The following is a 12,168-nucleotide window of genomic DNA, read 5'->3' on the forward strand; positions in this document are numbered from 1 at the left end:
CAACATATAGCAGGGCCTATCTTCCGGTCATGACTGACTGAATGTCAAAGGGTATGACCAGAAGATAGGCTCCAAAACAACCATTAGAAATAGATAACAGATAAGGAACACACCATGTCAGATATTTTGAAAAATGACGTGGATCCGATCGAAACTCGCGATTGGTTACAGGCGATCGAATCGGTCATCCGTGAAGAAGGTGTTGAACGCGCTCAATTCTTGATTGATCAGGTTTTGAACGAAGCACGTAAAGGTGGCGTTAACGTTGCGGCTGGTACTGCAAACCGTGATTACATCAACACTATTCCGGTTGAGGATGAGCCGGCTTACCCTGGTAATCTGGATTTGGAGCGTCGCATTCGTTCTGCTATTCGCTGGAATGCGATCATGACCGTTCTGCGTGCATCCAAGAAAGATCTAGAACTGGGTGGTCACATGGCTTCATTCCAGTCTTCCGCTACTGTTTATGAAGTTTGTTTTAACCACTTCTTCCGTGCTCGTAATGAGAATGATGGTGGCGACTTGGTTTACTTCCAGGGTCACATTTCTCCAGGCGTTTATGCACGTGCATTCCTTGAAGGTCGTTTGACTGAAGAGCAGATGAACAATTTCCGTCAGGAAATTGGCGGTAATGGTTTGTCTTCTTACCCACATCCAAAATTGATGCCTGATTTCTGGCAGTTCCCGACTGTTTCAATGGGTCTGGGGCCAATTTCTGCTATCTATCAGGCTAAATTCCTGAAATATCTGGAACACCGTGGCCTGAAAGATACTTCTAAACAAACTGTCTATGCTTTCCTGGGTGATGGCGAGATGGATGAGCCAGAATCCAAAGGTGCGATCACTATCGCAACTCGAGAAAAGCTGGACAACCTAGTCTTCATCATCAACTGTAACCTGCAACGTCTTGATGGTCCAGTAACCGGTAACGGTAAAATTGTTAATGAACTGGAAGGCATTTTCGACGGTGCTGGCTGGCAAGTACTGAAAGTCCTGTGGGGTGAGCGTTGGGATGCACTGCTGCGTAAAGATACCAGCGGTAAACTGGTTCAACTGATGAATGAAACTCTGGATGGCGACTACCAGACATTCAAGTCCAAAAATGGCGCGTATGTTCGTGAGCACTTCTTCGGCCGTTACCCAGAAACTGCGGAATTGGTCAAAGACATGACTGATGACGAAATCTGGGCTCTGAACCGTGGTGGTCACGATCCTAAGAAAGTTTTCGCTGCACTGAAAAAAGCGCAGAAAACTACAGGTAAACCAACTGTAATTCTGGCTCAGACTATCAAGGGTTACGGCATGGGTGATACTGCTGAAGGTAAAAACATTGCTCACCAGGTTAAGAAAATGAACATGGAAGGCGTTCGTCAGTTCCGTGATCGTTTCAATGTGCCTGTATCTGATGAGCAAATTGAAAACCTGCCATACGTGACTTTCGACAAAGACTCTGAAGAATCTAAATATCTGCATGAGCGTCGTAATGCACTGGGTGGTTACCTGCCAAGCCGTCGTGTTAACTTCGACGAAAAACTGGATATCCCAGTTCTGGAAGATTTCAGCTCTCTGCTGGAAGAACAATCTAAAGAAATTTCTACCACTATCGCTTTCGTTCGTGCACTGAATATCATGCTGAAGAATAAGTCGATCAAAGATCGTCTGGTTCCAATCATTGCTGATGAAGCACGTACTTTCGGTATGGAAGGTCTATTCCGTCAGATCGGTATCTACAGCCCGAATGGTCAGCAGTATACTCCGCAAGACCGTGAGCAGGTTGCGTACTATAAAGAAGATTCTAAAGGCCAGATCTTGCAAGAAGGTATCAATGAGCTGGGTGCTGCGTCATCCTGGCTGGCTGCTGCAACTTCATACAGTACCAACAATCTGCCAATGATCCCGTTCTACATCTACTACTCCATGTTCGGATTCCAGCGTATCGGTGATCTGTGTTGGGCCGCGGGTGATCAGCAGGCTCGTGGTTTCCTGATCGGTGGTACTTCTGGCCGTACAACGCTGAACGGTGAAGGTTTACAGCACGAAGATGGTCACAGCCATATTCAGTCTCTGACTATCCCTAACTGTATCTCTTACGATCCAGCGTTCGCTTATGAAGTAGCTGTCATTATGCATGATGGTTTGGAGCGTATGTATGGTGAAAAACAAGAAAATATCTACTATTACATTACTACCCTGAACGAAAACTACCACATGCCAGCAATGCCTGAAGGCGCTGAAGAAGGTATCCGTAAAGGTATCTACAAGCTGGAATGCATGGAAGGCGCAAAAGGTAAAGTTCAGTTGCTGGGCTCTGGTTCCATCCTGCGTCACGTTCGTGAAGCAGCTAAGATCCTGTCTGACGAGTATGATATTGGCGCTGACGTTTACAGCGTAACTTCCTTCACTGAACTGGCTCGCGATGGTCAGGATTGTGAGCGCTGGAACATGCTGCATCCATCAGAAGAACCACGCATTCCTTACATTGCTCAGATCATGAACGACGCACCGGCAGTCGCTTCTACTGACTACATGAAGCTGTTTGCTGAGCAGGTTCGTAACTTCGTACCAGCAAGTGAATTCCGCGTATTGGGTACTGACGGTTTCGGTCGTTCTGACAGTCGTGAAAACCTGCGTCATCACTTTGAAGTTGATGCTTCTTACGTGGTCGTTGCTGCTCTGGGTGAATTGGCTAAACGTGGCAAAGTTGATGTGAAAGTGGTTGAAGAAGCAATCAAAAAATACAACATCAATCCAGAAAAAGTTAACCCACGTCTGGCATAAGAGGTAAAGATTAATGTCTATCGAAATTAACGTACCTGATATTGGTGCAGATGAAGTTGAAGTTACCGAGATTCTGGTGAACGTTGGTGACACAGTAGAAACAGAACAGTCACTGATCACTGTTGAAGGTGATAAGGCCTCCATGGAAGTTCCATCTCCACAGGCGGGTGTGGTTAAAGAAATCAAAGTTGCGGTTGGCGATAAAGTTGAAACCGACAAACTGATCATGATTTTTGAATCCGCAACTGGTGTAGCAGAAGCTGCACCAGTACAGCAGGAAGAGGCTCCGGCAGTAGCGCTTGTAGCGGCTACAGCAGCGGCGTTTGTAGCGGCTGAAAGCAAAGAAGTTGCTGTACCAGATATCGGTGGTGATGAAGTTGAAGTTACCGAAATCATGGTAAAAGTCGGTGACGCCATCACTGAAGAGCAGTCACTGATCACCGTTGAAGGTGATAAGGCTTCTATGGAAGTTCCGGCTCCATTTGCGGGTACAGTGAAAGAGATCAAAATCGCAGCTGGCGATAAAGTAAAAACCGGCTCTCTGATTATGGTATTCGAAGTTGCCGATACAGCACCTGCGGCAGCTCCAGCAGCGACTCCGGCTCCTGCGGCGGAACCTGCGAAAGCAGCACCAGCACCAGCGCCAGTAACCAGCCAGCCAGCAGAAGGCAAAAATGAGTTTGCAGAAAACGATGCTTACGTTCATGCGACTCCAGTTATTCGTCGTCTGGCACGTGAATTTGGCGTAAATCTGGCTAAAGTAAAAGGGACGGGTCGTAAAGGTCGTATCTTGCGTGAAGATGTTCAGGCTTACGTGAAAGATGCAATCAAACGTGCAGAAGCAGCACCTGCGGGTGGTGGTCTGCCGGGTATGTTGCCTTGGCCGAAAGTTGATTTCAGCAAGTTTGGTGAAATCGAAGAAGTTGAAATGAGCCGTATCCAGAAAATCTCCGGTGCTAACCTGAGCCGTAACTGGGTAATGATCCCTCACGTTAACCTGTTCGATGAAGCGGATATCACTGAGGTTGAAGAATTCCGTAAGCAGCAGAACAAAGAAGCTGAGAAGAAACAGCTTGGCGTGAAGATCACTCCGCTGGTATTCGTTATGAAAGCGGCTGCGAAAGCACTGGAAGCAATGCCTCGCTTTAACAGCTCTATCTCCGAAGATGGCCAGAAGCTGATCCTGAAAAAATACGTTAACATCGGTATCGCGGTTGATACACCTAACGGTCTGGTTGTTCCTGTATTCAAAGATGTTAATAAGAAAGGCATCGTTGAACTATCAAGAGAATTGGCAGAAGTATCTAAGAAAGCGCGTGCTGGTAAGCTGACTGCTTCCGATATGCAGGGTGGTTGCTTTACTATCTCAAGCCTGGGTGGTATCGGTACAACTGGTTTTGCACCAATCGTGAACGCACCAGAAGTGGCAATTATGGGGCTGTCCCGTTCTTCTATGAAGCCGGTCTGGAATGGCAAGGAATTCGTTCCTCGTCTGATTCTGCCTATGTCTCTGTCTTTCGACCACCGTGTGATCGATGGTGCAGATGGTGCTCGTTTCATCACTTACATTAATCAATTGATGAGCGATATTCGCCATCTGGTGATGTAATGCGAAGGCCGGTAAATATGCCGGCCTAATAATTATGATCGTGACAGGTATTTTATACTTGCATCTGGCAGGTTGCGATTTCTGTCACGTTTACGCGCTTTTCAGGTTATTTACAATTCTGTAAACTGCTCGCGGTGTGTACGTCCCGGTGGAATATGTTTTTTTCGTCTGACCCGCCGGACAAATAATTAAGAGGTCATGATGAGTACTGAAATTAAAGCCCAGGTAGTGGTGCTTGGAGCAGGCCCGGCAGGGTATTCTGCTGCTTTCCGTTGTGCAGATTTAGGTTTGGATACCGTTCTGGTTGAGCGCTACTCTACTCTAGGTGGTGTTTGCCTTAATGTGGGTTGTATCCCATCTAAAGCATTGCTTCACGTTGCAAAAGTGATTGAAGAAGCAAAAGCGCTGTCACAACACGGTATCGTGTTTGGTGAGCCACAAACTGATATTGATAAAATCCGTCTCTGGAAAGAAAAAGTTATTTCCCAGTTGACAGGTGGTCTGGGCGGCATGGCTAAGGGCCGTAAAGTTAACGTTGTTAACGGTGTTGGTAAATTTACAGGTGCTAACACTCTGGTAGTAGAAGGCGGGAACGGCACAACAACGATTAATTTTGATAATGCCATTATCGCAGCGGGTTCACGCCCAATTCAACTGCCATTCATTCCACATGATGACCCTCGCGTATGGGATTCTACCGATGCACTGGAACTGAAAACTGTTCCGGGACGCTTGTTGGTTATGGGCGGGGGTATTATCGGCCTGGAAATGGGTACTGTTTACCACGCTCTGGGTTCTCAGATCGACGTGGTGGAAATGTTCGATCAGGTTATTCCTGCTGCGGACAAAGACGTTGTTAAAGTGTTCACTAAGCGTGTCAGCAAGAAATTCAACCTGATGCTGGAAACTAAAGTGACCGCTGTAGAAGCTAAAGAAGATGGCATCTACGTGACAATGGAAGGTAAAAAAGCACCAGCAGAACCTCAGCGATATGATGCGGTTCTGGTTGCTATCGGCCGTGTACCAAACGGTAAACTGATCGATGCTGGCAAAGCGGGTGTTGCTGTTGATGACCGTGGTTTTATCCATGTTGATAAGCAAATGCGCACTAACGTACCTCATATCTTCGCTATCGGTGATGTCGTTGGTCAGCCAATGTTGGCACACAAAGGTGTTCATGAAGGTCATGTTGCAGCAGAAGTTATCTCTGGTAAAAAACATTACTTCGATCCAAAAGTTATTCCATCTATCGCGTACACTGAACCAGAAGTTGCATGGGTTGGTTTGACTGAGAAAGAAGCAAAAGAGAAGGGCATCAGTTACGAAACTGCGACTTTCCCATGGGCTGCTTCTGGTCGTGCGATCGCATCTGACTGTTCAGATGGTATGACTAAACTGATTTTCGATAAAGAAACCAATCGTATTATCGGTGGTGCTGTTGTTGGTACTAACGGTGGCGAACTGCTGGGTGAAATTGGTCTGGCTATCGAAATGGGTTGTGATGCAGAAGATATTGCTCTGACTGTTCATGCTCACCCAACACTGTATGAATCAATCGGTATGGCTGCGGAAATGTACGAAGGCAGCATCACTGACTTGCCAAACCCTAAGGCGAAGAAAAAGAAATAATTCTTTATAGTTTGCAGTAGGTTAGCAAAGATATTAAACGGCTTCCAAAGATGGGAGCCGTTACTTACAATATATGGCATTGCCAATTAAATAAAGAGCGGGATTTAGTTAATCGATAGCCATTAGGGATAACACTCCAGCGATTGCTTATTCTAGGGTCCAAACGCATTTCAACGGCTCCAAAATTAGAATTGCCTGTAAATACAAAACATAATCGTTGATAAATCGGTATGGCATAGCGCTCAGCGTAGAGTTTCAATATGCCTGAATGATTTAACGAAATGGAAAAATTCACCGCATGTTCAATCAGTAAACTTCCATATCCTTGACCGCCGGGATAGGTCAATATATATCCTATTAGATCAGCGGTATCGTGTGAAATTACTGACGATGCTGGAATGAATATCATGATGCCAACCGGTTCAGGAGCACAAAAACAGACAAAATAACGATGCGTATTTATATTTCCTCCGATACTTGCATTAGTATAAATATTGTTTATTGAATTTGCCGTGTTGATAAATGATTGGTGTCTTCTCATATCGGGGTGAGCCAAAGCCTCATTTCGCTTTAACCCGTTCAGTGCTGATATCATGCCTTCTTTGGAAACTTCTTTGATAATCGTTTTATAATCGGGATAACTTCTTTCTTCAAGGATGGGGCTTAAATGAGAAGTAGATGGTATATCATTTCTTATTGGGATATTTGGCATAATATCCTCCATGATGACGCATTTTGTGTAACATTTGGTATTTTTTACTATTGCCTGACGGTATTTATTGCTTTTTTAGGCTAAAATAGCAACAAACAGCATTTAGTACTTTAATACACCTTTTAAGCTCATATATCCAGAATCTTATCACGGTCCAATGTTGATTTTATGTGAATGAATTAACATGCCATTCAAATTTTGGTATGCTAATTGCTCGAAGCTCGGCATAATTTTATTAGTGTTATGTGAGCAAAATCCTCTGACCTGGCATCCTTGATGGTCATTTCATGGTGATCGTTACCGGATGCAGACAGCCGGGCATATAAAATGACAATGAGAGCGAGGAGTAAGTCGTGCTAGAAGAATACCGCAAGCACGTAGCCGAACGTGCAGCGCAAGGCATCGTCCCTAAGCCATTAGACGCAGCTCAAGCAGCCGCGCTGGTCGAATTACTAAAGAACCCAACTCAAGGTGAAGAAAATTTTCTGTTAGACCTGCTGACAAACCGTGTTCCCCCCGGTGTTGATGAGGCGGCCTATGTAAAAGCTGGTTTCCTTGCTGCGATCGCTAAGGGTGAAACAACTTCACCACTTGTTACGCGGGAAAAAGCCATTGAGTTATTAGGAACCATGCAGGGTGGGTACAATATTCATGCTTTGATTGACGCTCTCGATGATGAAAAATTGGCTCCAATTGCAGTGAAGGGGTTATCCCATACTTTGCTGATGTTTGACAGTTTCTATGATGTGGAAGAAAAAGCGAAAGCAGGTAATCCACATGCTCAACAAATTATCCAGTCATGGGCAGATGCGGAATGGTTCCTGGAACGCCCTGAACTGGCAGAAAAAATTACAATTACTGTCTTTAAAGTCACCGGTGAAACTAACACCGATGATCTTTCTCCTGCACCAGATGCGTGGTCACGTCCAGATATTCCATTACATGCCCTGGCAATGTTGAAAAACGCCCGTGAAGGTATCGAGCCTGATCAGGCGGGTGCCGTTGGCCCAATCAAGCAAATTGAAGAACTCAATAAAAAAGGTCATCCTCTGGCGTATGTAGGGGATGTAGTGGGTACAGGCTCTTCCCGTAAATCTGCTACAAACTCCGTATTGTGGTTTATGGGGGAAGATATCCCGTTTGTACCAAACAAACGTGGCGCTGGTGTTGTATTGGGTGGAAAGATTGCACCAATCTTTTTTAACACAATGGAAGATGCTGGCGCATTGCCGATTGAGGTAGATGTTTCCAAACTCAATATGGGTGATGTTATTGATATCTACCCTTATAAAGGTGAAATTCGTCATCACAATACTAATGAAGTGTTGGCGACGTTTGAACTGAAAACTGATGTACTGATTGATGAAGTACGCGCAGGCGGTCGAATTCCATTAATTATCGGCCGTGGTCTGACAGCTAAAGCTCGTGAATCTTTAGGATTGTCACACAGTGATATTTTCCGTCAGGCAAAAGCGGTTGAGAAGAGCAGTCGTGGTTTCTCGCTGGCACAGAAAATGGTTGGCCGTGCTTGTGGTACTACTGGGATCCGTCCGGGAGAATACTGTGAACCGAAGATGACTTCTGTCGGCTCTCAGGACACCACTGGCCCAATGACTCGTGATGAATTGAAGGATTTGGCTTGCCTTGGTTTCTCGGCAGATCTGGTTATGCAGTCATTCTGCCATACAGCGGCTTATCCAAAACCTGTTGATGTGACGACTCATCATACTTTGCCTGATTTCATCATGAACCGTGGTGGTGTATCCCTGCGTCCGGGAGATGGAATTATCCATTCATGGTTAAACCGTATGTTATTGCCGGACACTGTAGGTACAGGTGGCGATTCTCATACTCGTTTCCCTATCGGTATCTCTTTCCCGGCGGGTTCTGGGTTAGTGGCATTTGCCGCTGCGACGGGGGTTATGCCGTTGGATATGCCTGAGTCTGTATTAGTTCGTTTTAAAGGCAAAATGCAACCAGGTATAACCTTACGTGATCTGGTTCATGCAATTCCTTACTACGCGATTCAGCAAGGTTTGTTGACTGTAGAGAAAAAAGGTAAGAAAAATATTTTCTCTGGCCGCATTCTGGAAATTGAAGGTTTGCCGGAACTCAAAGTTGAGCAGGCATTTGAGTTGGCAGATGCATCCGCAGAACGTTCCGCAGCAGGCTGTACGATCAAACTGGATAAAGCACCGATCATTGAATATCTGCAATCCAATGTTGTATTGCTGAAATGGATGATTGCAGAAGGTTATGGTGATCGCCGGACATTAGAGCGCCGTATCATCGGTATGGAAAATTGGTTGAAAGATTCACAATTACTGGAAGCAGATGCAGATGCAGAATATGCAGCAGTGATTGAAATTAATTTGGATGACATCAAAGAGCCTATTTTGTGTGCACCAAATGATCCGGATGATGCTCGCCTGTTATCAGAAGTTGCCAACAATAAAATTGATGAAGTATTTATCGGCTCTTGCATGACGAATATTGGTCATTTCCGTGCGGCTGGTAAGTTATTGGATCAACATAAAGGCCAGTTACCGACCCGCCTGTGGGTTGCTCCTCCAACGAAAATGGATGCTGCTCAACTGACAGAAGAGGGTTATTACAGTGTCTTTGGTAAGAGTGGGGCGCGTATTGAGATCCCTGGTTGTTCACTGTGTATGGGAAATCAGGCTCGGGTTGCAGATGAAGCGACGGTGGTATCCACTTCTACGCGTAACTTCCCAAACCGTTTAGGCGCGGGAGCCAATGTATATCTGGCATCTGCGGAGTTGGCTGCTGTGGCTGCATTGTTGGGTCGTCTGCCAAAGCCAGAAGAGTATCTGCAATTCATGGCTAAGGTTGATGAAACAGCGGCAGATACTTATCGTTATCTCAATTTTGATCAATTGAACCAATATACCGAAAAAGCAGATGATGTGATCTTCCAAACTGCTGTGTAAAAAATATATTGCAAAGACATGGGAGGCGGAGGCCTCCCTTTTTTATGTCTGTTTTTTGTGGCAAATTTTGTGTCAGTTTGTGGACAGCCTCTGAGGTGGAAATCGGAAATGTTTAAAATCCAGATGTGGCTGATATAACAAAAATGTGGAGGTATGTGATGGAATATGAATTTATGCAGGATGTCACTGGTCAGGTGATAACAAATTTCTCAATGGATCATGAAGCTATTGGTCACTGGTTGAATGAGGAAGTGAAAGGCGATTTGAGGGTTCTAGATAAAATAATTTCAGCATTGACGGATATAAAAGGTAGCGAACGTCAGTGGCAATTGAACGGTCATGAATACACACTGTTAATGAGTGAAGAAGAAATTATGATCAGAGCTAATCAACTCCAGTTTGATACAGAGATGCTGGAAGAGGGTATGAGCTACTATGATAATGAGAGCCTGGCACTTTGCGGTACAGATGATTTTATCGATATGTTGGTCATTTACAGAGATTTTGTTTTGCAAAACAATTAAAGGTAAGTGTTTATGTTCAACCAATGGCAGCTTTCTGCCATAATCGATATTTCATCACTTTTGTGTGACGTATTTGTGTGACATCGTATTGACTTTTTATTTATAAACAGGAACCTATGCTGTTAAGAGATTCTTCCCGGCAGGTTCCAACAAAAAAGGTAGGCTTTTATGGAAGAGATCAATCTATCAGGTGAGATTGGTAAGGCAGCTAATTGGCTTGTCAGTAATCAAAATCTACTTATCCAATATGCAGTGAATATTGTGTTTGCCATTTTAATTCTGATTGTAGGTTTGGCTGTTGCCAAACTGGCAAATAAAGCAGTGAAACGAATCATGACGCTACGTGGTATTGATGCGACTATTTCTGACTTTTTGTCAGCAATAATTCGTTATGCCATCATCGCGTTTACTATTGTTGCAGTGCTTGGAAAATTAGGTGTTCAGACCGCCTCTGTGATTGCCGTTATTGGTGCCGCAGGTTTGGCTGTCGGTCTGGCATTACAGGGTTCACTGTCAAACTTTGCCGCTGGTGTGTTGTTGGTAATTTTCCGTCCACTCCGTACTGGTGAATATGTCATTATTGGTGCAGTAGAAGGAACGGTTGTCCAAGTACAAATTTTCTCCACAACATTACGTACTACGGATGATCGTATTATTGTGATCCCTAACGGAAAGATTATTGCGGACAATATTATCAATACCAGCCGTGAACCAAACCGCCGTACTCAGATAATGGTCGGTGTAGCTTATGACGCTGATATTGATGAAGTAAAGAAAGTGTTGGGTGACGTCATCAAAGCTGATAAGCGCATTCAGCATGAGAAAGGTGTCACTATTCGGTTGCATGAAATGGCACCCTCATCACTCAATTTTATTGTGCGTGTGTGGACAACTAATGGAGATGCTTGGAGCGTTTACTGGGATCTGATGGAAAACTTCAAACGAGCTTTGGATAAACACAATATTGGTATTCCTTTCCCACAAATGGATGTTTATCTGCATCAACAGCAAGTTGCTCTACAGAAGAAAACGGATCAATAATCAATATACTTGGTGTGAGAAATAGAAGTACTCTCACACTAAGTCAGCACTGCTTAAATAGCTTGGGCGTGTCACTCTTTCTGCTCTATTTCTTCCAATACCTTTTAATTGCTCGATAAGTTTCTTTAATGATAGATAAGAAATATTCATTTCTACTAATGAATGAATTTTCCTAATATGCAGATAGAACTTATCTGATTGAATAAATATTAGGAATTTTTGCATGTTTTCAACATTGATTCAGGGCTTTTTTCTCAGTGCTGCGATGATTATTCCACTTGGACCACAAAATGTTTTTGTGATGCAGCAGGGTAGTAAAAAACGGTTTCATTTGATGAGTGCAGCATTATGTTCTGTCAGTGACATTATTCTTATCATGGCAGGAGTCTTTGGTGGTAGTGCCTTGCTTGGGCAGTCAGCGTTTCTGCTGCAAGCTGTGACATGGGGAGGCGTTGCATTTTTGCTATGGTACGGATGGGGAGCTTTTCGGCTAGTATTATCAGCAGATATTGCATTCTCCAGTACAGAAGCTCTGGCTCAAAGCCGCTGGCGGGTAATTGTGACATTATTTGCAGTAACCTGGTTGAATCCTCATGTTTATCTGGATACTTTCGTTGTATTAGGTAGCGTTGGAGGACGATTATCAGCAGAACACAGGCCGTGGTTTACTGTCGGTGCAGTTGCCGCATCCATCAGTTGGTTTTTCGCATTGGCTATTCTGGCTGCATGGTTTTCACCGATTCTTAATCAGCCACGATCTCAGCGCATCATTAACTTATTTGTTGGTTGTGTGATGTGGTATATCGCATGGAATTTGTTTAAGCAAGGATTACAGATTTTTAATTAAATTAAACATTTCTTTATAATTTAAATGCTTCTTTATAATTCAAACTGTTCTTTATAAATATGGTTCTTTATAAAAAT

The 12,168-nt window shown here is 44.2% G+C and carries 8 protein-coding genes; 7 read left to right on the forward strand and 1 reads right to left on the reverse strand.

The genetic code is table 11. The features are described 5' to 3' along the window. Positions 1-114 precede the first annotated feature (114 nt). From aceE to lpdA, 3 genes are all read left to right on the forward strand, one after another. Positions 115-2,778, forward strand: coding sequence for a pyruvate dehydrogenase (acetyl-transferring), homodimeric type (gene aceE / locus Xbud_RS12465; protein WP_099136365.1), 2,664 nt, complete (start codon positions 115-117; stop codon positions 2,776-2,778). A gap of 13 nt (positions 2,779-2,791) precedes the next feature. Beyond that, positions 2,792-4,387, forward strand: coding sequence for a pyruvate dehydrogenase complex dihydrolipoyllysine-residue acetyltransferase (gene aceF / locus Xbud_RS12470; RefSeq protein ID WP_099136366.1), 1,596 nt, complete (start codon positions 2,792-2,794; stop codon positions 4,385-4,387). A gap of 201 nt (positions 4,388-4,588) precedes the next feature. Then, positions 4,589-6,016 (forward strand): dihydrolipoyl dehydrogenase, encoded by a 1,428-nt coding sequence (gene lpdA, locus Xbud_RS12475; protein ID WP_099136367.1) that lies wholly within the window; start codon positions 4,589-4,591, stop codon positions 6,014-6,016. Positions 6,017-6,080: 64 nt separating this feature from the next. Here lpdA and Xbud_RS12480 read toward each other — a convergent pair whose 3' ends face one another. After that, the gene (locus Xbud_RS12480; RefSeq protein ID WP_099136368.1) at positions 6,081-6,728 is read right to left on the reverse strand and encodes a GNAT family N-acetyltransferase; all 648 of its coding nucleotides are present in this window, start codon (positions 6,726-6,728) and stop codon (positions 6,081-6,083) included. Between the two features lie 353 nt (positions 6,729-7,081). On the opposite strand from Xbud_RS12480, the gene acnB reads away from it, so the two are divergent. The 4 genes from acnB (at position 7,082) to argO (ending at position 12,091) form a co-directional block, all read left to right on the forward strand. After that, the gene (acnB, locus tag Xbud_RS12485) at positions 7,082-9,679 is read left to right on the forward strand and encodes a bifunctional aconitate hydratase 2/2-methylisocitrate dehydratase (protein ID WP_099136369.1); all 2,598 of its coding nucleotides are present in this window, start codon (positions 7,082-7,084) and stop codon (positions 9,677-9,679) included. A gap of 158 nt (positions 9,680-9,837) precedes the next feature. Further along, complete coding sequence (locus Xbud_RS12490) at positions 9,838-10,203, forward strand: YacL family protein (RefSeq protein WP_099136370.1); 366 nt, start codon at positions 9,838-9,840, stop codon at positions 10,201-10,203. Between the two features lie 168 nt (positions 10,204-10,371). After that, positions 10,372-11,244: a small-conductance mechanosensitive channel MscS gene (gene mscS / locus Xbud_RS12495; protein WP_099136371.1), complete on the forward strand. Its 873-nt coding sequence runs from the start codon at positions 10,372-10,374 to the stop codon at positions 11,242-11,244. Between the two features lie 223 nt (positions 11,245-11,467). Beyond that, positions 11,468-12,091, forward strand: a complete 624-nt coding sequence (argO, locus tag Xbud_RS12500; RefSeq protein ID WP_099136372.1) for an arginine exporter ArgO — start codon at positions 11,468-11,470, stop codon at positions 12,089-12,091. Positions 12,092-12,168 lie beyond the last annotated feature (77 nt).

Origin of the sequence: Xenorhabdus budapestensis, from assembly GCF_002632465.1 — a bacterium.
GTDB lineage: Bacteria > Pseudomonadota > Gammaproteobacteria > Enterobacterales > Enterobacteriaceae > Xenorhabdus > Xenorhabdus budapestensis.

What these genes read in the sequence shown, in the direction of transcription:
- aceE (WP_099136365.1), top strand. Translation starts at nt 115, where the DNA reads ATGTCAGATATTTTGAAAAATGACGTGGATCCGATCGAAACTCGCGAT.
- aceF (WP_099136366.1), top strand. Translation starts at nt 2,792, where the DNA reads ATGTCTATCGAAATTAACGTACCTGATATTGGTGCAGATGAAGTTGAA.
- lpdA (WP_099136367.1), top strand. Translation starts at nt 4,589, where the DNA reads ATGAGTACTGAAATTAAAGCCCAGGTAGTGGTGCTTGGAGCAGGCCCG.
- Xbud_RS12480 (WP_099136368.1), bottom strand. Translation starts at nt 6,728, where the DNA reads ATGCCAAATATCCCAATAAGAAATGATATACCATCTACTTCTCATTTA.
- Xbud_RS12490 (WP_099136370.1), top strand. Translation starts at nt 9,838, where the DNA reads ATGGAATATGAATTTATGCAGGATGTCACTGGTCAGGTGATAACAAAT.
- mscS (WP_099136371.1), top strand. Translation starts at nt 10,372, where the DNA reads ATGGAAGAGATCAATCTATCAGGTGAGATTGGTAAGGCAGCTAATTGG.
- argO (WP_099136372.1), top strand. Translation starts at nt 11,468, where the DNA reads ATGTTTTCAACATTGATTCAGGGCTTTTTTCTCAGTGCTGCGATGATT.